Origin of the sequence: Acinetobacter sp. IK31 (assembly GCF_035615195.1) — a bacterium.
In the GTDB taxonomy this organism is placed as follows: Bacteria; Pseudomonadota; Gammaproteobacteria; order Pseudomonadales; family Moraxellaceae; genus Acinetobacter; species Acinetobacter calcoaceticus_C.
Genome location: NZ_JANBOB010000016.1, coordinates 299445 through 323573 on the forward strand (window position 1 = coordinate 299445; position 24129 = coordinate 323573).

General features: G+C 39.5%; 20 protein-coding genes. 16 read left to right on the forward strand and 4 right to left on the reverse strand.

Annotation, left to right across the window (positions count from 1 at the left end):
• Nucleotides 1-61 precede the first annotated feature (61 nt).
• From MSG66_RS10065 to MSG66_RS10140, 16 genes are all read left to right on the forward strand, one after another.
• The gene (locus MSG66_RS10065; protein ID WP_133971487.1) at nucleotides 62-1120 is read left to right on the forward strand and encodes a pilus assembly protein PilM; all 1059 of its coding nucleotides are present in this window, start codon (nucleotides 62-64) and stop codon (nucleotides 1118-1120) included.
• The gene (locus tag MSG66_RS10070) at nucleotides 1120-1761 is read left to right on the forward strand and encodes a PilN domain-containing protein (protein ID WP_324653981.1); all 642 of its coding nucleotides are present in this window, start codon (nucleotides 1120-1122) and stop codon (nucleotides 1759-1761) included. The genes MSG66_RS10065 and MSG66_RS10070 overlap by 1 nt, the downstream gene beginning before the upstream one ends.
• Nucleotides 1758-2507 (forward strand): type 4a pilus biogenesis protein PilO, encoded by a 750-nt coding sequence (locus MSG66_RS10075; protein WP_324653983.1) that lies wholly within the window; start codon nucleotides 1758-1760, stop codon nucleotides 2505-2507. The genes MSG66_RS10070 and MSG66_RS10075 overlap by 4 nt, the downstream gene beginning before the upstream one ends.
• 10 nt (nucleotides 2508-2517) lie before the next feature.
• Complete coding sequence (locus MSG66_RS10080) at nucleotides 2518-3045, forward strand: pilus assembly protein PilP (RefSeq protein WP_324653985.1); 528 nt, start codon at nucleotides 2518-2520, stop codon at nucleotides 3043-3045.
• 62 nt (nucleotides 3046-3107) lie between these two features.
• Nucleotides 3108-5273, forward strand: a complete 2166-nt coding sequence (gene pilQ / locus MSG66_RS10085; protein WP_133971494.1) for a type IV pilus secretin PilQ family protein — start codon at nucleotides 3108-3110, stop codon at nucleotides 5271-5273.
• Between the two features lie 11 nt (nucleotides 5274-5284).
• The gene (gene aroK, locus MSG66_RS10090; RefSeq protein WP_042895460.1) at nucleotides 5285-5854 is read left to right on the forward strand and encodes a shikimate kinase AroK; all 570 of its coding nucleotides are present in this window, start codon (nucleotides 5285-5287) and stop codon (nucleotides 5852-5854) included.
• 28 nt (nucleotides 5855-5882) lie between these two features.
• Entirely contained in the window at nucleotides 5883-6965 is a 1083-nt protein-coding gene (gene aroB, locus MSG66_RS10095) for a 3-dehydroquinate synthase (RefSeq protein ID WP_324653988.1), read from the forward strand.
• Nucleotides 6966-6981: 16 nt separating this feature from the next.
• Entirely contained in the window at nucleotides 6982-7863 is an 882-nt protein-coding gene (locus MSG66_RS10100) for a hypothetical protein (protein WP_324653990.1), read from the forward strand.
• A gap of 461 nt (nucleotides 7864-8324) precedes the next feature.
• Nucleotides 8325-12800, forward strand: a complete 4476-nt coding sequence (gene gltB, locus MSG66_RS10105) for a glutamate synthase large subunit (RefSeq protein WP_324654138.1) — start codon at nucleotides 8325-8327, stop codon at nucleotides 12798-12800.
• 69 nt (nucleotides 12801-12869) lie between these two features.
• Complete coding sequence (locus MSG66_RS10110; protein WP_324653992.1) at nucleotides 12870-14291, forward strand: FAD-dependent oxidoreductase; 1422 nt, start codon at nucleotides 12870-12872, stop codon at nucleotides 14289-14291.
• Nucleotides 14292-14462: 171 nt separating this feature from the next.
• Nucleotides 14463-15350 (forward strand): metal-dependent hydrolase, encoded by an 888-nt coding sequence (locus MSG66_RS10115; RefSeq protein WP_324653993.1) that lies wholly within the window; start codon nucleotides 14463-14465, stop codon nucleotides 15348-15350.
• 128 nt (nucleotides 15351-15478) lie between these two features.
• Nucleotides 15479-16069: a LemA family protein gene (locus tag MSG66_RS10120; RefSeq protein ID WP_003653797.1), complete on the forward strand. Its 591-nt coding sequence runs from the start codon at nucleotides 15479-15481 to the stop codon at nucleotides 16067-16069.
• Nucleotides 16070-16093: 24 nt separating this feature from the next.
• Nucleotides 16094-17173, forward strand: a complete 1080-nt coding sequence (locus MSG66_RS10125; RefSeq protein WP_324653995.1) for a TPM domain-containing protein — start codon at nucleotides 16094-16096, stop codon at nucleotides 17171-17173.
• The gene (locus MSG66_RS10130) at nucleotides 17167-17727 is read left to right on the forward strand and encodes a TPM domain-containing protein (RefSeq protein WP_324653997.1); all 561 of its coding nucleotides are present in this window, start codon (nucleotides 17167-17169) and stop codon (nucleotides 17725-17727) included. Before MSG66_RS10125 ends, MSG66_RS10130 begins: the two co-directional genes overlap by 7 nt.
• A gap of 350 nt (nucleotides 17728-18077) precedes the next feature.
• Nucleotides 18078-18521, forward strand: a complete 444-nt coding sequence (locus tag MSG66_RS10135) for a pilin (protein WP_133971510.1) — start codon at nucleotides 18078-18080, stop codon at nucleotides 18519-18521.
• Between the two features lie 174 nt (nucleotides 18522-18695).
• Nucleotides 18696-20324 (forward strand): PglL family O-oligosaccharyltransferase, encoded by a 1629-nt coding sequence (locus tag MSG66_RS10140; RefSeq protein ID WP_324653999.1) that lies wholly within the window; start codon nucleotides 18696-18698, stop codon nucleotides 20322-20324.
• 42 nt (nucleotides 20325-20366) lie between these two features.
• Here the strand turns inward: MSG66_RS10140 and bfr are convergent, their stop codons facing one another.
• The 4 genes from bfr to MSG66_RS10160 form a co-directional block, all read right to left on the reverse strand.
• On the reverse strand, nucleotides 20367-20831 hold the full coding sequence (gene bfr, locus MSG66_RS10145; RefSeq protein ID WP_016140000.1) for a heteropolymeric bacterioferritin subunit Bfr: 465 nt from the start codon (nucleotides 20829-20831) through the stop codon (nucleotides 20367-20369).
• A gap of 245 nt (nucleotides 20832-21076) precedes the next feature.
• The gene (locus MSG66_RS10150; protein ID WP_009392016.1) at nucleotides 21077-21271 is read right to left on the reverse strand and encodes a bacterioferritin-associated ferredoxin; all 195 of its coding nucleotides are present in this window, start codon (nucleotides 21269-21271) and stop codon (nucleotides 21077-21079) included.
• A gap of 219 nt (nucleotides 21272-21490) precedes the next feature.
• Nucleotides 21491-21874 (reverse strand): RidA family protein, encoded by a 384-nt coding sequence (locus MSG66_RS10155; protein WP_004789789.1) that lies wholly within the window; start codon nucleotides 21872-21874, stop codon nucleotides 21491-21493.
• A 144-nt stretch (nucleotides 21875-22018) separates the two neighbouring features.
• The gene (locus MSG66_RS10160; RefSeq protein ID WP_324654004.1) at nucleotides 22019-24124 is read right to left on the reverse strand and encodes a RelA/SpoT family protein; all 2106 of its coding nucleotides are present in this window, start codon (nucleotides 24122-24124) and stop codon (nucleotides 22019-22021) included.
• Nucleotides 24125-24129 lie beyond the last annotated feature (5 nt).

Sequence of the window (24129 nt, forward strand, 5' to 3'; positions counted from 1 at the left end):
TAAAGACCTAGATTATTGGTTTGTAATTTTTTTGGGGATAAAAAAATAATAGGACAATAGTGTGCTCAGGTTATATCGTAAACCGAATAAGGGGTTAATAGGTGTCGATATTAGTTCGACTTCTGTTAAGTTGTTAGAGCTCTCTGTTAAGAACGGTAAATATTGGGTGGAAAGCTATGCTTTGATGCCTTTACCCGAGAACAGTGTAGTTGAAAAAAATATCTTGAATCCAGAAGCGGTTGCGGAAGCTTTGGAACGGGCGATGAATTTAGCAAATCCCCAAACCAGTAACGCTGCAATAGCTGTTCCAACATCGACGGTTATTCATAAAACCATCGAAATGGATGCAGATATGAATGATGATGAACGAGAAGTTCAGATTCGATTAGATGCGGAGCAATATATACCGTTCCCTTTGGATGAAGTGAGCCTTGATTTTGAGGTTTTACCAGACCGACTGCCTAATCCAAACCGCGTGAATGTACTTTTAGTTGCAACAAGAACAGAAAATGTTGAAACACGAGTAGAAGTACTGGAACTGGTGGACTTAACGCCTAAGCTTGCTGATGTAGAAAGTTATGCTGTCGAGCGTGCTTTTAGTGTATTTGCTGATAGCTTACCAATGGGGGCAAATACCATTGGTATTTTAGATATCGGTCATACCATGACGACATTATCGGTTATGCAAAATGGCAAAATCATTTATACCCGTGAACAAGTCTTTGGTGGCAAACAGCTTACTTTGGAAATTCAAAGCCGTTATGGTTTGTCTTTAGAAGAAGCGGGACGAGCTAAAAAAGAGCGCTCTTTACCAGATGATTATGACATCGAAGTCTTAGAGCCATTTTTAGATGCGGTAGTACAGCAAGCAGCCAGATCTCTACAATTTTTCTTCTCTTCATCACAATTCAATGAAATTGACCATATTTTACTAGCGGGTGGGAATGCCAATATTCCTGGGCTTGCCAAATTGTTGCAGCAAAAACTTGGTTACCGTGTGACCATTGCCAATCCGTTTTTACAAATGGGTTTTTCTCCTCAAGTCGACGTTCAAAAAATGGAAAATGATGCTTCATCATTAATGGTGGCATGTGGCTTGGCTTTAAGGAGTTTTGATTAATGGCAACAATTAATTTACTCCCTTGGCGTGATGGGCTTAGGGAGCAGCGTAAAAAACAATTTATTATTTTATGTTTTGGGGTCGTTGTTTTAGGGATTACCACTGTATTTTCTGGGTGGTTTTATTTGAATCAAAAATTAAATGATCAAGAACAAGCTAATCAACTCATTACCAGTACAAACCAGAGTTTAGATCAACAGCTTAAGACCTTAAATGGTCTGCAAGAACAGCGTGATGCCATTATCGAACGTATGAAACTCATTCAGGGATTGCAAAGCCAGCGTCCTGTTGTCGTGCGTTTGGTAGATGAATTGGTACGCGTAACTCCTCCAGCGATGTATTTGACTAAATTTAGCCGAACTGGAGATAAATTTACTATTGAAGGTAAAGCTGAAAGTCCAAATACGGTTGCGGAGTTATTACGTAATCTCGAAGCATCATCATGGTATCGCAACGCTTTTATGAACTCTTTCTTGGCGACTGAAGAGAAAAAAGATAAGACTGCGAGTTCGCTGCTTCCTAGAGTGGAAGATAGCTATGGTAGTTTTGTTGTGACTGTTGATTTGGGCGAAGCGGGGGTGACCACAACAGATGATACTGCCAATACGTCTGTAAGTACGGATAAGGGGGCGGCTAAATGAGTCCGGATGAACTTCATGAGTTGTCGTTAGAGCAAGCGCCATCTAAGAAAAAAAAGATCACTTTAGAAAAATTTCTTCAGCAATTTAATACACTAGATATGAACAGTTATGGTAGCTGGCCATTATCTGTGAAAATTACTTGTTGGATTTTTATTTTCTTTGCTGTGTTGGCTTTGGGATATTTTGTTGTTATTCAGCCAAAGCTACAAGCAATTGATAATGCACAGGCACAAGAAAGTAATTTGTTGAATGAGTTTCGGGAAAAAGATTCAAAATTACGTAACTTGCAGCAATATCAGCTTCAACTTCAAGATATGCAAGCAAACTTTAATCAGCAGTTAGAGCAATTGCCAAAAGAAACTGAGATTCCAAGCTTGGTTGAAGATATTAACTTAACTGGGGTAAATTCTGGCCTGAAGTTTAAAAATATCCGTTTAGAAGATGAAGTGAAGCAAGAAATCTTTATTGAACAGCCTATTACGATGGAAGCAACCGGCGATTATCACGCTTTTGGTGCTTTTGTCAGTAGTATTGCGGCACTACCACGTATTGTGACCATGCATGATTTTGTTGTAGAAGCTGCACCTGACAAAGATAGTAAGTCAGATATTCCTGTACTTAATTATTCTATTAAAGCAAAAACTTATCGTTATATGGGCGCCGTAGAAAATACTGAACATCCGGAAAACAACGCTTCAGCTTCAGTAGCACCTGTTTCCTCTACTGCTAATACACAGTCGAAATAGGAGCATTACAATGAAGCTTAAGCAAATTTCTTTTTCTATTTTGGCGTGTTTAGTTTTAGTCGGATGTGACTCAAGAATCGACGCTGTAAATCAGCAAATGGCAAATATACGTAATCAGCCACCACAGCCGATAGATCCAGCACCTGTTTTTACACCTGTACCACAGTTTAATTATGCGGCTCATCAGTTAAAGAGCCCATTTTTACCAAGCTCACTAGCTGCTGAACTCAAAATTATGGCAGGAAAACGAGTCTATCCGAATTTCTCACGTGCACCCCAGCCTCTAGAAAGTTATGCATTAGAATCCTTAAACATGAAAGGAAGCATCCGTAACAACCGTGGGCAAGTGCTGGCTCTTATCCAATCACCTGATCAGGAAATTGAGCGAGTACAGGTGGGGAACTATATCGGGATGAATCAAGGGCGTATTACCCATATTGGTCCAACTCAGATTGATCTGGTGGAAATTGTCCCTGATGGGCGCGAAGGCTATGTGGAGAGACCAAGAACCTTAGTGTTAATTGGGCCCGCACCCTAAAATTTAGGGAATAACAAAGAAAAAGTATTTTTAAAGATTATTTAATTGGGGATGGTCAGACAATGAATCACGTATTCCGTCAGTTTTCTATGGGGGCTGTAGCCATTGCACTTATGCAGGTTGCCTCTGCACAGGTCAGCATGACCAATATTGTACCGACACAAATTGCAGGTCAGGGTACAGAAATTAGAGTTATGTTTAATGGTTTGCCACCGCAACCACAGGCATACCAACTTGAAAATCCTTCACGTTTGATTTTGGATTTTAATAAAGCTCAGCAGACTTTAACACAGTCAAAAGTGGCGATTGGTACAAATGAAGCGAGTTCGGTTGATGTAAGTTCTGACGATCAGCGCTCACGTTTAACTGTAAATTTAAAAGAGGCAGGTGCGTTTACAACACGTATTGAAGGCAATACTTTTATTTTAAAGATTAATTCAGCTCAAGCAGTTATTAAACCTTTACCAACAAGTACGGTTCAACCTCAGGGTGTTTCAAATATTGGTTTTCAGCGTGGTGGTCAAGGTGAAGGGCTAATTGTTATCGATTTATTGGGAAGTAATACTCCTGTTGATGTTCAACAACAAGGCAGCAAAGTTGTAGTCAGAACGTTAGGCTCTAAAATACCGACGCATTTAGCTCGTCGCTTAAACGTAAATGACTTTGCAACCCCTGTTTCTACAATTGAATCTTATAACGAAAAGGGCAATGGTGTTATTACAATTCAATCTACTGGTAGCTATGAATATATGGCTTATCAGGCGGAGAATAAACTCACCATTAGCTTAAAGCGACCTCAGGATAAAAATGTAACTTCTTTATATAAGACACCTAATTATTCTGGGAATAAGCTTTCTCTTGATTTCCAAGATATTGAAGTTCGTCGAGTTCTACAGTTACTTGCCGATTTTACGGGCATTAATATGGTGGCTGCCGATAGTGTTCAGGGTAATATTACTTTGCGCTTGAAAGATGTTCCATGGGATCAGGCACTTGATATTATTTTAAAGACCAAAAATCTTGATAAACGCAGAAATGGTAATGTCATTTGGATTGCTCCTGTTACAGAGTTAATTAAGGCCGAAGAAGAAGAAGCAAAAGCTGTCGCGCAGAGTGTCAAACTGGCTCCATTGCAAACTGAGTATATTCAACTTAAATATGCACAAGCTCAGGATATTATGGGGTTAATTACTCAAGGCTCAAATAATAGTAATGGTTTACAACGGACTTCTGGTGGTGGAACATCAACTTCTACTAACTTAAATACGGGTGTTGATAGTTTAGGAAATAACGTAGGAAGTTTACTGAGTCCACGTGGAACGATTACTCAAGATGATCGTACCAATACCTTAATTATTAATGATACGGCCCAATCGATTGATCAAATTCGTAAAATGATTGATTTACTGGATGTACAAGTTAAGCAGGTCATGGTTGAGGCACGCATTGTAAGAGCATCTACATCGTTTACCAAAGAACTTGGTGTTAAATGGGGGATATTGTCGCAAGGGATTACAAATAATAATAATTTGCTGGTGGGCGGTAGTGAAACAACCCTGTGGAATTTGCGAGAGCCTAAAAAAGATGAGACTACAGGCGGCTATAAATATACGATTGAACGCCCAGATAACTTAAATGTTGATTTAGGGGTAACTAATCCGGCTGGAAGTATCGCCTTTGGTTTGATTAGTATGTCTGATTTTATGCTTGATCTTGAACTTTCCGCATTACAAGCCGATGGCTATGGTGAGGTTATTTCTACACCTAAAGTGATGACAGCAGATAAACAACCCGCGAAAGTTGCGACAGGTCAACAGGTCCCTTATCAAACCACGACTAATTCTGCTGCGGGTGCTACAGCAAGTACATCATTTAAAGATGCGCTGTTAAGTTTAAACGTGACACCAAGTATTACACCTGACGGTAAGATCCAAATGAAATTAGATATTTCAAAAGATTCCGTTGCTGGTGCAGCTCCTAATGGTGAGTTAATTTTAAATAAAAATCAGATTAACACTAATGTATTGGTTAATAACGGTGAGACGGTCATTTTAGGAGGGGTATTTGAGCAGACCACATCTAACTCTCAAACTAAGGTTCCTTTCTTCGGTGATATTCCTGTACTTGGGCATTTATTCAGAAAAGATGTGAAATCTGATGATAAACAAGAGTTACTGATTTTCGTTACGCCACGAATTGTTAATGACACTTTGGTGAGAAATCATTAATATATTTTTTAATGAAAGCAATTGAAATAGGTGGCGCCTTGCCAAGCAAAGCGTTTGAAACCCTGCCAAATATTTATTTGGTAGGGCCCATGGGGGCAGGAAAAACAACCGTTGGACGTCATTTAGCCGAAATATTAGGGCGTGAATTTTTAGATAGTGATCATGAAATTGAACGCAAAACAGGCGCCACTATTCCTTGGATTTTTGAAAAAGAAGGGGAATTCGGATTTCGTGCTCGTGAAACTATCGTGTTGAATGAGTTGACTTCCCGTAAGGCTTTGGTTTTAGCAACAGGCGGTGGTGCGATTACTCAAGCTCCCAATCGTGAGTTTCTAAAGCAGCGTGGTATTGTTGTTTATCTTTACACTCCCGTGGAACTACAATTACAACGCACTTATCGCGATAAAAACAGACCTCTATTGCAAGTTGAAAATCCTGAACAAAAATTACGAGATTTGTTAAAAACACGTGATCCTTTATATCGTGAAGTTGCTCATTACACGATTGAAACCAATCAGGGTGCTGCACGTGATCTTGCTCAAAAGATTTTGCAACTTATTTTGTCTAACACGCTAAAATAGCCAAACTTACTCGTGGTTTAATAAACTCATGCAAACTTTACATGTTGAATTAGGCGAACGCCGTTACCCTATTTTTATTGGCAGTCAACTTGATCCTAAGCAGTTGCTTGAGCCTTATATTCATGGTCAACAGGTCATGATTGTGAGTAACGAAACTGTCGCCCCTTTATATTTGTCTCACTATCAAGAAGCGTTAAAAAGTTTGGGTAAAACTATAGCTACTTGTATTTTGCCCGATGGTGAAAAATATAAAGACATTCAACATTTAAATTTAATTTTTGATGCATTACTTGAAGCTGGTTTTAACCGAGACTGTACGGTTTTAGCTTTAGGTGGTGGTGTTATTGGTGATATGGCGGGCTTCGCCTCAGCATGTTTCCAGCGTGGTGTATATTTTGTTCAGGTTCCGACCACACTTCTTTCACAAGTAGATTCAAGTGTAGGTGGTAAAACAGGAATTAATCATCCACTGGGTAAAAATATGCTTGGTGCATTTCAACAACCTCAAGTTGTTTTGGCTGATATGGCTCAACTCAACACTTTACCAGATCGAGAGTTGTCTGCTGGATTATCAGAAGTTATTAAATATGCTTTGTTAGGTGATGCTGATTTTCTAGTTTGGTTAGAGCAAAATATGGATGGATTGGTGGGACGAGATGCTAATCTTTTAGCAGAAGCTGTTTATCGTTCATGCGCTCATAAAGCCCGTATTGTTGCAAACGATGAAAAAGAGCAAGGTGAGAGAGCTTTACTCAACCTAGGTCATACGTTTGGTCATGCGATTGAATCTTATCTTGGTTATGGTACTTGGTTGCATGGGGAAGCAGTAGCTACTGGCATGGTCATGGCAGCTGATTTATCACAGCGTTTAGGCTGGATTTCGAGCGATGAGGTAGAGCGTACAAAAAAAATTATTCAACGCGCTAATTTGCCGATATCATGTCCAAAAATTCCATTGGATGAATTCCTTGGATATATGGCACATGATAAAAAAGTCCTCAATGGTCAATTACGTTTAGTGTTGTTAAAGCAACTTGGACAAGCAGTAATTACTAAAGACTTTGATGTTGAACTCATGAAACAAGCTATTTTAGCAAATCAACACGGATAATAAATTAAGGTAACACATGACTGTATCACGTACACTTTGGCAGAATGTTCAACAATATATCTGGTTGGTGGGTGGTATCGTCTGCTTGTTTCTGGCTTTTCTTTTCTGGGTAATGACTGATAGTAAGAAGCTTGTAGAAGTTGAAAAAGCAGCCGATTCAGACACACCAGTGCAAATTCAGCCAGAAAAAGTGGCAACAACGGCTAACTTAGGGGCTTTAGCTGATGAAGTTAGGCCTCTTGATTTAACAACTCGGACTGTTGTATCTGGTCAGCATGAGGCGGAGTTCCGCGGTACAAAATTTATTAGCGAAAACAAGAAACAGTGGACGCTTGAGCTGTTCCGTGCATCTGACGAAGATATTATTAAAAACTTTTTAAAGAATCGTTCAGACCGAAATAAATTTATCTACTTCCGATTAAGTGGCGATAAGCAATCTGAACAATATGTTTTGACATATGGTGTATTTAAACGTTCTGAAGATGCAATTCAGCAGTTAACACAACTGAATCTTGATTTACCTGAATCGATTAAGCCACAACCTCAACAATTTTCGACTTATGTGCCACTCGTCAATGACTTGGGTGCGGATGAAATGAAAGGTGGGATTAGTCAAACTTATGAAGTGCGTTTACGTCCAGCTGCATTACCAAAAATTGATGAGTCTTTACTCATGGGCACAGGTGTAAATAGTGCTATAAGTGTGCAACCTAAAGTGGCTGCTCCAGCAACGAACTCTACAACTCGGACAACTATTATTCGCCGAGATGCAGAAGGAAATGTTGTGGATGTACATCAGTCTAATTCTGCTGCTGATGCTGCTAAAAAGTCTCAACAAAATCGTGCAACTGAGACTCCTCCAAAAAATGCAACAAATGAGGGCATAAGAGAGAACTAATAGTAAGAATAATTCGCACAAATATAGTGCAATAATAAAAGATATATATAATTTTTGATCAAGTGTGGTGCATATTTGGTCATTTATTAAAATGATAACCAGAATAAAATCGATCTATTTTTAAGAAATATAAACACTTAAGTTGTAAAAACTATCTTGGCATATTTTTTGCTTTATTCTTGTGCTTATTAATGTACTGCTAACTATTTTGGCGCTCTAAAGAGTGAAGTCTATGCAGAGTCGTGGGGTCGAGCTGCTTTAAAAGAGTGCGAAATAAGTCAAAACATTTTTCTAGCAAAAACCAGTGTACGTAAAAATGGAACAGCGTATATTGGCTTATCAGCCCAAAATTTTTTTTTGCGAAACATTGAGCTAACTATCGTCCATAGGCAATATCGCAGAAATAAGTTGTTTGTTTGACGCTCGAAAGAGCCTTATTGAAAGAAGGGTACGCTATGCACATGCCATCGCCTAATACTGTAGCTCCCGCTCAAGGTTTATATCAACCTGATGAGTTTAAGGATAACTGTGGTTTTGGACTGATTGCCCATATGAAGGGTGAATCAAGTCATCATCTTGTAGAAACCGCGATTCACAGTTTAAGTTGCATGACGCACCGTGGTGGTATTGCCGCAGATGGCAAGACGGGAGATGGTTGCGGCTTATTATTGGCGATGCCAAAGCAATTTTTTCGTGATGAAGCAAAAAAACTGAGTGATATTACACTTAGCGAAGTTTTTGCTGTCGGTACTGTATTTTTAAATGTTGATCCGGCATTAGCGCAGCACTCTAAAAATATTTTAACTAAAGAAATTGAGGCTGATGGCTTACGCGTACTGGCTTGGCGTGTTGTCCCTACAAATAACGATGCACTAGGTGAAATTGCACTTCAATCTTTACCGGCTTTTGAACAGGTCATTGTGAACTGTCCAATGGGTGTAACAGAAGTTGAGTTTAACCGTAAACTATTTTTGGCGCGTCGCCGTGCAGAACAACAATTACTAAATGATTCGTCATTTTATGTGAACACGCTTTGTTCAACAGTAATCAGCTATAAAGGCTTGATGATGCCGGCTGCGATTGCTGAGTTCTATACAGACTTAGCAGACGAACGTTTAAAGTCACACATTGTCGTGTTCCACCAACGTTTCTCGACCAACACTTTACCACGTTGGCCTTTGGCTCAGCCTTTCCGTTACCTTGCGCATAATGGTGAAATTAACACTATTACAGCAAACCGTAACTGGGCATTGGCACGTACTCCTAAATTTGAAAACCCATTATTGCCCGGCTTAACTGATCTTAATCCAATCGTGAACCGTACAGGTTCAGACTCTTCAAGCTTAGATAACATGCTTGAAATCTTGGTTGGTGGTGGTATGGATTTATTCCGTGCATTACGTATGTTGGTGCCACCAGCTTGGCAGAACGTTGAAACTTTAGATGCAGACTTACGCGCATTCTATGAGTTTAACTCTAAGCATATGGAAGCTTGGGATGGTCCAGCAGGCTTAGTAATTCAAGATGGTCGTCATGCCATCTGTATGCTTGACCGTAATGGTTTACGTCCGGCACGTTGGGTAGTTACCAAAAATGATTACATTACCTTAGCATCTGAAATTGGTGTTTGGGGTTATGAACCTGAAGATGTGGTTTCTAAAGGTCGTGTTGGACCGGGCCAAATTCTGGTCGTTGATACATTAACAGGCAAAGTACTTGATACTAAAGATGTAAATACACATCTTAAAAATATGCGTCCGTATCGTGAATGGTTACGTGATCATGCAATCCGCTTGAAAGCTAATCCTGAACTTGAAGAACAATTAGTCGATCAAGGTTTATCAGGTGATGCGCTAAAAGCAGCTCAAAAAATGTTTATGGTGACATTTGAAGAGCGCGACCAGTTATTGCGTCCTATTGCTGAAAGTGGTCAGGAAGCTGTGGGTTCTATGGGTGATGATACGCCAATGGCTGTATTGTCTCGTCAAGTACGCCATGTGACTGATTATTTCCGTCAACAATTTGCGCAAGTGACCAACCCTCCAATTGATCCGTTACGTGAATCGATTGTAATGTCGCTCGAAACCTGTTTAGGTCGTGAGCAGAATGTATTTGAGCAAGGTCCAGAGCACGCAGACCGAATCATTATTTCGAGTCCTGTTCTGTCTAACTCAAAAATACAGCAAATCCGTAGTATTGATCGTGCGGGCTATGAGTCTGTTGACATCAATTTAAACTATGCTGAAGAAGAAGGTTTGCAAGCTGCGATTACACGTATTTGTGAAGAAGCGGCACAAGCAGTTCGTGATGGTAAAACTTTAATTGTTTTAACTGATAAAAATATTCGCCAAGGTTTCTTACCAGCAAATGCTGCGCTTGCAACTGGTGCTGTACATCATTACTTGATTAAAACTGGTTTACGTACTGATGCTAACATCATGGTTGAAACTGGTTTTGCACGTGATCCACACCAATTTGCGGTATTACTTGGCTTTGGTGCAACTGCAATTTATCCGTACCTTGCATATGACGTGATTAATGATTTGATTGCTAAAGGTGAGCTTTTAGGTGATCCAATCCATGCGCAAGCAAACTTCCGTAAAGGGATTGAGAAAGGCCTATTAAAAGTTCTTTCAAAAATGGGTATCTCTACAGTTGCGTCGTATCGTGGCGGTCAGCTTTTTGAAGCAGTTGGTTTGTCATCTGAAGTAGTAGATCAGTGTTTCTTAGGTGTTCCAAGTCGTATTCAGGGTGCAACATTTGCTGACCTTGAAAAAGACCAGAAAAAATTAGCTGCTACAGCATGGTCAAATCGTAAACCGATTGATCAGGGTGGTTTGCTTAAATTCGTATTTGATAAAGAGTACCATGCGTTCAACCCAGATGTGATTAACTCATTACATACGGCTGTTCGCTCTGGTAAGTATGAAGACTTTAAAGTATATGCTGAGTTGGTTAACAACCGTCCGGTTGCAACCATTCGTGACTTATTCAAGTTAAAAATAACGAATTCGATTCCAGTTGACGAAGTAGAGTCAGTTGCAGATATTTTGCCTCGTTTTGACTCGGCAGGGATGTCTTTAGGTGCTCTTTCTCCAGAAGCACATGAAGCAATTGCAATCGCCATGAACACAATTGGTGGTCGTTCAAACTCTGGTGAGGGTGGTGAAGATCCTGTTCGCTACGGCACAATTCGTAACTCGAAAATCAAACAGATCGCATCTGGTCGTTTTGGTGTGACACCTGCGTACCTAACTTCTGCTGAAGTATTGCAAATTAAAGTTGCTCAAGGTGCAAAACCAGGTGAAGGCGGACAGTTACCGGGTGGTAAAGTAAATGGCTTAATTGCACGTTTACGTTACTCTGTGCCGGGCGTAACACTGATTTCACCTCCACCACATCACGATATTTACTCAATTGAAGATTTGTCTCAGTTAATTTTTGACTTGAAACAAGTTAACCCGAAAGCAATGGTTTCGGTAAAACTAGTATCTGAACCGGGTGTAGGTACAATTGCCGCTGGTGTTGCTAAAGCATATGCAGACTTCATTACCATTTCTGGTTATGACGGTGGTACAGCCGCATCTCCACTTTCATCAATTCACCATGCAGGTTCTCCATGGGAGCTTGGTTTGAGTGAAGCGCATCAAGCACTCCGCGTTAATGACTTGCGTGGGAAAGTGCGTGTACAAACTGATGGTGGTTTAAAAACTGGTCTTGATGTCATCAAGGCAGCAATTTTGGGTGCTGAGAGCTTTGGTTTCGGTTCAACCCCAATGATTGCTTTAGGTTGTAAATATCTACGTATTTGTCACTTAAACAACTGTGCGACCGGTGTTGCAACTCAACAAGACCATTTACGTCAAGAACACTATATTGGCGAGCCACAAATGCTCATCAATTTCTTCCACTTTATTGCGGAAGAGACGCGTGAATGGTTAGCCGCATTAGGTGTTTCTTCGTTGAAAGACTTAATTGGTCGTGTTGATTTACTTGAAGTGTTGCCAGGTGAAACTGAAAAGCATGCTCATCTTGATTTAAGTGCATTGTTAACATCTCATCCATCTGCTGACGGTAAAGCCCAGTACTGTGAAGTACAAGGTAATGCCCCATTTGATAAAGGTGTATTGGCTGAAAGAATGGTTGCTGAAATGCTTCCTGCAATTGAATCAAGTGCAGGCGGTCAGTTCAACTTCAAAGTGGTGAACTGTGACCGTTCGATCGGTGCTCGTGTGTCAGGTGAAATTGCTCGCCGTTATGGCAACCTTGGTATGGAAGTACATCCGGTTGTCATGAACTTGACTGGTACTGCTGGTCAGTCACTTGGTGTATGGAACGCTGGTGGTTTACACATCCGTCTTGAAGGTGATGCAAACGACTACGTGGGTAAAGGTATGGCAGGTGGTCGTATCTCGATTTTCCCGCCACAAGGTTCACCTTTCCAGACACAAAACACGGCAATTATTGGTAATACCTGTTTGTATGGTGCAACTGGCGGTAAGCTTTTTGCAGCAGGTACAGCGGGTGAGCGTTTTGCGGTTCGTAACTCGGGCGCATTTGCTGTAATCGAAGGCGCTGGTGATCACTGCTGTGAATATATGACAGGTGGTGTGGTGACTGTACTTGGTAAAGTAGGCCATAACTTTGGTGCGGGCATGACGGGTGGTTTTGCTTATGTACTTGACCTTGACAATGACTTTGTAGATTACTACAACCACGAATTGATCGATTTAAATCGTATTTCAACAGAATCTATGGAAGACCATAAAGAGTTCTTGTTGCGTATTATCGATGAGCATATCAAAGAAACAGGTAGTGCTTGGGCTTATAAAATCCGCAATGAGTTCGATTTCTACAGCCGTAAATTCTGGCTTGTGAAACCAAAGGCTGCTAATTTGCAAACGCTTTTGAAAACCACACAAGCTGATCCACAATAATTCCACGACTGCAACGACATAGGCAGGTGCGGACAACAGTGAAAACCGCGCCTACCCACGGAGAGAGACATGGCAGAACGCCTAAATAATGACTTTCAATTTCTGGATGTAGCACGCCAAGATCCAGAGAAAAAAGATATTACTGTCCGCAAAGCAGAATTTGTGGAAATTTATAAGCCTTTTACATCGGAAACTGTTACTAATCAGACTCACCGTTGTTTAGGTTGTGGTAACCCATATTGCGAATGGAAATGTCCTGTACATAACTACATTCCAAACTGGTTAAAGCTCATCGCTGAAGGCCAAATTTTCCAAGCTGCTGAGCTTTGCCATCAAACCAACACATTACCTGAGGTATGTGGCCGCGTATGTCCACAAGATCGTTTATGTGAAGGTGCTTGTACCTTAAATGATGGTTTTGGTGCAGTAACCATTGGTAATGCTGAAAAATATATTAACGACACAGCCTTTGCTTTAGGTTGGCGTCCAGATATGTCAGGCGTAAAATGGACTGACAAAAAAGTTGCAATTATTGGTGCTGGTCCAGCTGGTTTAGGTTGTGCGGATATTCTTGCTCGCGGTGGCGTTAAACCAGTTGTATTCGATAAGCGTCCTGAAATTGGTGGCTTACTTACATTCGGTATTCCAGAATTTAAAATGGAAAAAGATGTGATGAAACGCCGCCGTGAAATTTTCACAGGCATGGGCATCGAATTCCGTTTAAATACTGAAATTGGTACAGATGTTACCATTGATGAATTACTTGCAGAATATGATGCTGTATTCATGGGTATGGGAACTTATACCTACATGAAGGGTGGCTTCCCAGGTGAAGATCTTGCAGGTGTTTATGATGCACTTGATTTCTTGATCTCTAACGTGAACCGTTGCCAAGGTTGGGAGAAAGACCCAAGCGAGTACATTAGCTTAGATGGTAAAAAAGTGATTGTACTTGGTGGTGGCGACACTGCGATGGACTGTAACCGTACTTCATTGCGTCAAGGCGCTCATGATGTAACGTGTGCATACCGTCGTGATGAAAGCAACATGCCAGGTTCTGCACGTGAAGTAAAAAATGCCTATGAAGAAGGTGTGAAATTCTTGTTCAATCGTCAACCGATCGAAATCGTTGGTGAACATGGCAAAGTGACAGGCGTAAAAGTGGTAACGACACAAATGGGTGCACCTGATAGTCGTGGCCGTCGTAGCCCTGAACCAGTTCCAGGTTCTGAAGAAGTATTGCCAGCAGATGCAGTTTTACTTGCATTCGGTTTCCGCCCGAGTCCAGCTGACTGGTTTGGTAATGTGAGTATTAATCTTGATGGTTCGGGTCGTGTTGTTGCAGCTGAAAAGCAAGAATTCAAGTTCCAGACATCAAACCCGAAAATCTTTGCTGGTGGTGATATGGTCCGTGGTTCAGACCTTGTTGTGACTGCAATCTGGGAAGGCCGCCAAGCTGCTGAAGGAATTTTAGATTACCTTGGTGTTTAATCTAAAAATCATTTTTAAAGTTTTTAATAAAGCCTGCTTGATGCAGGCTTTATTTTTACCGCTAGTCACTTTGATATTTTTGGCAAATACAATAAGCTTTTTAGCCCTTTTTAGCCTTCCAAGCTCGCGACATACTCAAAGCTTCCTTCTTCAATACAATAGGTGTTGAATATGAACATCGCAGGTATGACGGCAGAAAAATCATATTTAAATCGTCGAAAAGCGTTGGGTATTACTGTACGTCGCCTTGAGTTTAATCCTAAGGCGATCAAGCGGCACTATTTTGCGAATTCACCTCTCATGTCTCACTTTTTAACTGCACTTTCCTCAACTTTTCCTGTTGGCGAGCAATTTTTTGTAAATAGCGTACGTAATGTGCGTGATAAAGTCTCGGACCCCCAGCTACAAGCACAAATTGCCGCTTTTATTGGACAAGAGGCAATGCATTCCAAAGCACATAGTGAGTTTAATGAAGCTTGGCGGCGTGATGATTATAATCTGGACAGTTTTCAAAATTGGCTAAATCAGCGCGATAAATATTTAAGAACGATTCCTCCTAAACTACAGTTGGCTCTTACCTGTGCTTTTGAACATTTTACTGCTCTACTTGGCGCATATGTTTTACAGCATCCAGAGTTATTAAAAACATTAGATCAAGATGCACTAAAACTTTGGGTATGGCATGCGATTGAAGAAATTGAGCATCGTTCAGTAGCGTTCGATGTCTATCAGCATGTATATGGGGATGATCGTATTCGTCGCTTACTTATGCGTAGTGTCACCACAGGATTTGCCAGTATCGCTTTTTATGGAACAACCCGCTTATTTTGGCAAGATAAATGGAATAGCTTACCTAAAATCGGAGGTAATTTATTTGGTTTATATTTGCTGGTTAAAATGCTTGTTCAGCTCATGCCCGAATATTTCGCATATTACAAAAAAGATTTCCATCCAAGTCAAAAGGATTATGGTCGTATGGTCGATTACTGGAAAAGTTCTTTAGCAGATGAATATCAAATGGCAAGTTTTCAACAAGAAAAAGACCAGCTATTCAGTTAATAAATAACCGGATTGAAAAATCCGGTTTTTAAATCAATAAAATAAAAGCAACACAATAATGCCAAAATCATCATACAATCGAGGAAAGAGGTTAAAAATATAAAGAAAAACTTGAGGATAATGTGACGATGAAAACATTGAAACAACTCGCGATCGCGACGACACTTGCCAGTACCTTATTATTTTCAGGGTGTGGCTATAACACTTTACAAGTAAAAGATGAAGCAGTAACGGCAGCTTGGTCTGAAGTTCAAAACCAATATCAACGTCGATCAGATTTAGTACCGAACCTTGTAAATGTAGTTAAAGGTTATGCTAAGCATGAAGAACAAGTATTAACCGAGGTTACACAGGCACGTTCGAATGTTGCTGGTTTAAAAGTTGATAAAGAAGTTCTAGAAGACCCGGCTTTACTTGAAAAATACCAACAGGCTCAAAGTCAATTAACAGGGGCTTTATCTCGTCTGATTGCTGTTTCTGAAAATTATCCAGATTTAAAAGCCAATACCCAATTCCAAGAACTTCAAGTTCAACTTGAAGGAACAGAAAACCGTATTGCTGTAGCTCGTAATCGTTATATTACAACAGTGCAAGACTACAACGGATATGTACGCCAGTTCCCGCAAGCAGTGACTGCAAAAGTAATTGGTATGCATCCAAAAGCCAATTTCTCTGCCGAAGCATCTGCACAGCAGGCACCAAAAGTTTCTTTTGATTAATTTTAAGAATCAAAGGAGTGCTGCATGAGAAATAATATATTGCTTCAGCTTAAGCAAATTAAGGTATTTGTTATTACCTTAATTTTGCTCTGTTGCGGTGTTCTTTTTCAGAATGCAGCATGGAGTGAGACTAATATTGCAATTGCTACTGATGAAACTGACACCATTGTAGCGGGCAAAATTATTCAGAAGCAGCAGGCTCAAGCTTCCACTTCTAAAAGTGAACAGTCTGCTTCTGGCGTAGCTCCCCAAGCTCAAGTCGCCAACGATATGGCAGATGGTGAATCGATTCGTGGTTTGCCAACCTTAAATCAGCCTGTTATTGATCAAGCCAATATTCTAAGTGAGGCAGAGAAGCAGCAGCTCGACCAAAAAATTCTAAGTTTATATCAACAAGGCAAAGCGCAAATTGGTATTGTCATTGTTCCAACTACGGGCCAAGAAGATATTTTTGATTATGCATTACGAGTGGGTGAGCAGTGGCAATTAGGCTCAGCTAAGCGTGACAATGGATTACTCATTGCGGTTGCGGTAAATGACCGCCGTATACAAATTCTAACTGGCTACGGCTTAGAAGGCGTATTACCCGATATTGTTGCAAGTCGAATTATTCGAAACCAAATTACACCCTATTTTAAACAAGCCCAATATGCACAAGGTTTAAATGCAGGCCTTGATGAAATTGGAAGAATTTTAAATCTTGATCCAGAAGTTGCTCAGCAAGCTGCTCAAGATTTAAAAGAACGACAACACCAAGCTGCTGAAGAGCAACAAGCCAAACAAACAACGCTCACAATGGCTTTATTTATTCTTGTTGCTGGTATTGTTGGTTCATTTATTGTAGGGCGGCCTCTAAGCGCATCTACGGCGGGCGTTGCTGCTGCAGTGGCGGGTTTTGTAAATGGTGCTGGACTAGTAACTAGCTTACTACTTGGTTTTGGAATCTTCTTTTTACTCATTACCTCAATTGCCCAGCTTATTTTACAGGTTATTCTGAGTGGTGCAGGCGGTGGCGGGCGTGGTGGAGGCTTCGGCAGTGGAGGCGGAGGTTATGGCGGCGGTGGAGGTCGTTTTGGCGGTGGAGGTGCATCAGGGTCATGGTAACAACATCAGAAACAACAGAAATCATTACTCAACCTAAAATTGAGGACTCTGTAGAACCGAGTCTTAAACGCTGGTTTAAGCATTTTTGTTACTTGCCAGCCAGCAGTCGATATTTTTCAAAACAAGATAAACAAACGATTGCTGATGCTGTACAGCAGGCAGAACATGGACATGTAGGCGAAATACAAGTCGTAATAGAAGGTCACATTCCATGTTCGCAGGCCTATCGGCAAAATACTCGATTAAGAGCACAGCAGTTATTTGCAGAGCTTGGGGTTTGGGACACCGCGTTAAATAGTGGTGTACTACTTTATTTGAACTTATGTGAACGTACAGTAGAAATTATATTTGATCGTGGTATTAGAAATGCGACTAATGAGCAAGTCTGGCAACAGATTTGTGAGTCTATCGTGCAACAACTTAAACAAAAACAATATCAGCAAGCTGTGGTGATTGGCGTGCAGCAAATTGGAGAGGTGATGTCACGTTTTTATGATGAAAACATGCCAGATGAATCCAATGAATTGGGAAATGCCCCGATTATTATTAATTAAATTATTGTCTAAAATTCTGATATCTCATAATTTTCTAAGTTTTTATTTTTAAAAGGTGACTGACAAAAAACGTCACCTATTTATTTATTTTTAAAGAGAATTTGTTCACAAAAACAAATATAAAGTTTGATGAGTTTAGTTTACTTTTTTTGATGTGTGATCTGTTTTAGCTGAAAGTCATGTGACGATTTTTGTCAGTTATTTACAGTGATTTTATATTTAGTAAATTGGGGAATTAATATAAGTTTTTGTTTTATAAATAAAATAAAAGTTGGCATGGATGCTGCAATATAGTTGATAGCTGAAAAAGCTTATATAAAAACATACATACAAACTTTGGGGAAAAGGCTATGAATGCACAAAAAGGTTTTACATTAATTGAACTCATGATCGTGGTTGCGATTATTGGTATTTTGGCGGCAATCGCGATTCCTGCATACCAAAGCTATATTGCTAAATCACAAGCTTCTGAAGCATTTACATTAGCAGATGGTTTAAAAACAACAATTGCTACTAATTTGCAATCAGGCACTTGTTTTGCTTCTGGCGCCGCCGCCGCCGCCACCGCTGATTCAATCGCTGGAAAGTATGGAACTGCAACTATTACAGCAGATACAACTGCGGGTGGTAGCGGTTGTGGTGTTAGTTATACATTTAAGGCTACTGATGTATCAGATAAATTAACAAGCAAAGTAATTGGTATGTCTGTAACTGAAAATGGTGTAATTAAGCCATCAACTGTTACAGTAACTGATACTACTCTAGCTGATTATTTACCTCAGTCTTTTAAATAATAATCTAAGTATTTGAAAATATTTATAGTTATTTTAAAAAAAACGCATCTTTAGGGATGCGTTTTTTATGTATAAAGCAATTGTAATCAACAATAATTAATTGGAACTTTAGATTCAGTTGACTAAGTTATCTGTATAATTCCCTGCAAGTTCTAAGTCTTTTCACTCGTCACTATGCAAGTATTCTTCCTATTCCTCGCTGCAATCCTGTTAGGTTTTGCATGGTTGTCTCCATTTCACTATAGCCCTTGGGTCATGTTCTCGAGTGAAGTGAGTACTTTTGGGGCTGGATTATGCGTATTAGCCGTCCTAATTCAGCAAAATATTAAAATTCCTAGAGCACAACTATTGTTGCTGCCATTTGCTTTCATTCCAATAGTACAGTGGAGTTTTGGTTTAGTTTTTGATCTGAGCACAGCCTTATTGAGTTCATTTTACTTGTTTGGTTTTTGGTTTATGGTCTTGGCTGGCTACAACCTGTCTTTAGATCAACAAAAGCGAGATCAAATCTTTTCGGGTTTTAGCTTACTCGTAATTATTGTATCCCTTGCCACTAGCTTCATTGCAATTTGCCAATGGTTGAATATCGAGTCTCATATTCCCTATGTACTTAAGCTACTGGGTAATCGTCCTTACGGTAATTTTGGTCAACCCAATAATATGGCAACCTTTTTAATTATTGGGTTATTAGGGTGTTTGTATTTATATGAAAAGAATAAAGTAACTGTCTGGTTGTTATTGCCTTCAGCGCTCATTATTTTATTTACGGTCGCATTGAGTCAGTCTAGAACCTCATGGATAGTTTTTCCATTTTTATTCATCTATTGGATGATTAAGCAATTTAAAAAGCAAAAAAGATTTGGACTTGCTCAAGGCTTTTTGTGGTGCTTAACATTTTTTTTAATTGCTGGCTTGATCTTACCTTATATCACTCAATTCATCGAATTCTCTACAAATACAGAGATTACTGAAACGAGTACGTTTGTTGCTCGTGCAGGCTCAGGGCATGAGCGTGTAGGTATGTGGATACAAATATTGCATGCTATCGCTCAGCAACCATGGGCAGGGTATGGATGGAGTCAAACGAGTGTTGCTGTAGTTGATAGTATTCAATATGGAACTGTACATGTATGGTTTAATAGTGCCCATAATGTACTGCTCGATTTAATTGTCTGGAATGGTATTCCATTAGCAGCTGTAATCATTGCTTACTTTACGTGTTGGTTCCTTTGGTTAAATCAACAGGCTAAAGAAACCATCTCAATTATAGCGATTATGATGGTTTGTGCCGTGTTGATTCATGCCATGTTCGAGTTCCCACAGCGTTATGCTTATTTCTTACTTACCTGCGGTTTTTTGCTTGGTATTATTCAGGCGCAGGCTCCTGTACTTAAAGGGGTTGTACTTAATAAGCAAATTTTCCGCTTATTATGGGTAGTCAGTTTACTACTTATTATTGCGATTTTACGTGATTACAATGTTTATGTTGTGAATAGTAATTTACTTTATAAGAATAAAAAGCCAAATGCCGAATTTATGGGAAGCAGTAAAATTTTTGTTTTAACGCAGTTTGAGCAACGTTTAAAATGGATTGAACTTAATCCAGAAACTAAATTACCTGAAGCTGATTTAGTTGAGTGGGGAAATTCAGTAAAGAATAAAGCGACTCCCTATAATTTACGTAAATATGCAAAATTGCTGGCTTATAATGGAAAACTAGAGCAAGCAGAGCAGCAAATATTAATTTTAAAGCATCTCTATAAGCAAAAAATAACGCTATCAGAGTTATTAAAAGAAAAGTAATAAAAAATCCCCTTGTACTCAAGGGGATTTTTTTATGAGAAATTACATCTGGCTTTGAATGTAATTTTCAATGCCAACGTTACCGATAAGGTCAATCTGAGTATCTAACCAGTCCCAATATTCTTCTTCTTTTTCTAAAATTTCTTGAACGAGATCACGAGTCACATAGTCTTGTTCTGTTTCAGCGAGTGCAACTGTTTTTTGAATCGCCTCTATATTTTCTTTCACTTTTCGAATATCACATTGCAGAACTTCTTCTGTATGTTGGCCAATATAAAGTTTGCCTAAATGCTGAAGGTTAGGTAGGCCTTCCAAAAATAAAATACGTTCAATAATTTTGTCTGCATGCTTCATTTGACGAATGGATTCTTTATATTCGGCAGAGCCAAGCTGCTCAATTCCCCAATCATTAAACATGCGTGAATGTAAAAAGTATTGATTAATTGCAGTTAAATGATGATACAGCACTTGGTTGAGCTGATTAATCACATCACGATTGCCTTTCATTGTAGCTACTCCAAAACAATTTCTGCCTTAATCCAATTAAGGCAATCTATAAAACCATTTTAGTGAACAATCATAGATATGGCGAGTAGTTTATGGAACAGCAAATGAAAATCGCAATCAAAAACAACACAATATTAGTAAAGAAGAGTTTGCTGCCAAAAAAAACCGCTTGAATGAGGAACTATTAACGTTCCGCAAAAAGCGGTGGAGGAGCTAATAAATACTGTTAAATGTTTATAATTCTTTTACGCAGCCACGGAAATACGAGCGGCGATTTCTGCTAATTCTTCACTAATAATAGCACGTGCTTCTGGTGCACAGCGTCCACAGCAAGTACCGAGATCAAGCAAATCACGAATTTCGCGATAGCTTTCAGCGCCATTTTCAACAGCGTCTTTAATATCTTGATCGGTAATGCCACGACACAAGCAAACGTACATGGGAGTGATCCCCAAATATAAATGCGATAATAGATATTATTGATAATTATTATCGTTTGTCAATGAAATTCATTTAAAATCTCATTTATTATTATTGGGATTTTGGATAAAAAAATACCACCTGAGCGGAAATCCGAGTTGTGTTCAGATTTTATACAAAGGTGGTTCATGATTTGGAGCTAAGAATTTAACGGAAAATATTCAATATATTTTTATATCTTATTGATTAATAACTACAATACCATCCATCTCTACTAATGCGCCTTTAGGTAGACTAGCTACACCTAATGCTGCACGTGCAGGGTAGGGTTGAGCAAAATATTCACCCATAATTTGGTTTACAAGTTGGAAATTTGATAAATCGGTTAGGAAAATATTAAGTTTAGCAATGTCTGCAAGTGAACCACCAGCAGCTTCACAAACCGCTTTTAAATTATCAAATACACGGCGAATTTGAGCTTCGATACCTTCTACAAGTTCCATACTGTATGGATCTAAACCAATTTGCCCTGAAAGATATAACGTATTGTCTACTAAAATAGCTTGAGAGTATGTGCCGATAGCAGCAGGGGCATTTTCAGTATGAATCACTTGGCGGGACATTTGGTTCTCCTTGATTAAATCTCATTCCATCATAATCGATGATAGGTTTGGACAAAAGTATCATCGATTTAACTGATTAAGTGGATTTGGAAAGTTTGATTTTGTTAAAGAAACATAAACCTGACCAATAGCTCTTGTAAAGACTTAGCTTACTTTTGAGACTTCCATTTGGGGATTAGGAGCATCCAAACGTTCAATACGCGGGAAACCATAATGCATACGTAAGTCACGGATGACTTTTGCAATATGTTTACGGTTGTTAACTACAATATTAACAAAAGTTCTTTGCTCATTTGAGTGAACCATTTCTACGCCTGCATTATTTTTACGGCATTGATAGATTAGGTCTGATACCTGCTCATCATTCATTGCCCTATCTATAGCGAGGTAAGCAGTAAAACGTACATCATCTACATCATCTGCTTTCCATTGAAGCGGCATAATATTTTCAGGGTGAAGATGTTGCTCATGTAGCAAGTTATGGCAGCGTATGCGATGCACAATTAACCCACGACGTGTTAAATGCCCTTGAATTGGGTCGCCTAGAACTGGATTGCAGCAATGCGCATATTTAACGTCGATACCTTCAGTACTTTGAATGAGTCGATCTGAATTTTCCACTTGTGGATGTTTGTCATGAGCAAATAGGTGATTGGCTACGAGTTGAGGCAGTAAGTCACCAACAGCAATTTGTTCAAACAGTGTATTTTTATTGTCGATGTGGCGCCATTGAAGTAAATCTAACCAGTCGGCCTCAGAAAGATCGTTAATCGAACGATTGAAGAGTTTCAGTGCTCGAGAAAGTGCTTGTGCACCGACTAAACGCTGTTCTTCAATGTCTTGATCTTTAAGGACATGCTGTAATGCACGGCGAGCTTTTTGAGTATTAATAAAACTTAGCCAGTCTGGATTTGGTGTTGCTAAAACATCCGTAATAACTTCGATAACTTGACCGCTAATTAAAGGTGTCGACAGTGGTTTAATTTCACCATCTACTTTTGCACCAACTGCGTGATTACCTAAAAATAAACTTGCTGAATAAGCAAAATCAACTACGGTAGCACCTTGTGGTAACTCATGGAGTTGACCATGTGGTGTGTAAACCCAAATTTTTTCTTGATGTAAGTAATCTAATAAATCATTAAAGGTCGTTTTTGCACATTCTCCATCGATAAGCGTATTCAAGTTCTGCATAGAGGCCTGAATGGCTGAGCGACAAGTTTGTGGTGCATTTTCACCTAGTACTACACCAAAACGGGCAGCTTTACGCATAAGCTCGGTTTGGATGGTAAGAGATAGTGTGGTTTTTTCACCTTTAAGTTTAATCAGTAACGATTGGTTGCCACCTGGTAGCGGACGACGGATATGATCCTGATATTGAATGACCTGAAAGTTTTCTCTTAATGCATCAACTAGGCGGTCACAGTCAGCAATTGTTTGTAAAACGATTTCAAAAGCATGACTATGGGTAAGCTCTTGTAAATCCATCTCATTTTTAACGAAATGGCGTAATAATTCGATATTGTTATTTTTCTTTTTAATGCGGCCTTGAATATGATAGTTATGGAGAAGTTCAGCGAGGTTTTGTTCCCAGATACTTTGATATTTACATCGCTCTGGTTTGGTTAGACGTAGTGCATTTTGCACGTTATCAAACATATCAAGATCAAGATTTTGATAACAAAGATTTTCTAGATTATCGCCCATTTCATTCATGCCGACTAATCTTGCCATTGGCACAAAAATATCAAGAGTTTCTTGAGCAATGCGGGCACGTTTATCTGGACGTAAAGCACCTAGGGTCGTCATATTATGATAGCGATCTGCTAATTTAATAATAATGACACGTGGATCCTGTAGGGTCGCTTGCAAGATTTTTCGGAATGAGGCGGCTTTGTTATATTCTTTATCACTTGACTGGCTAAGTTTGGTTACACCATCAACTAGCTCGGCAACTGTCAGACCGAACTTTTCAGTAATATCTTCTTTTGTATATTGCGTGTCTTCAATAACATCATGCAAAAGTGCTGCCATTAAGGTTTCAGCATCTAAACGCATGTTCGCCAGAATGCAGCTGACAGCAATTGGATGCAAAATGTAGGGTTCACCACTTTTACGTGTAATGCCAGTATGCGCTAGATCGGCAAAATCACAGGCAGCAAGCACTTTCTCGGCCTCACTTACCGATAAGTAAGGGTCGATAATCAATTTAAGCTGTTGCTTGGCTTGGCTGACCTCTTCGCCTGGCATAAATC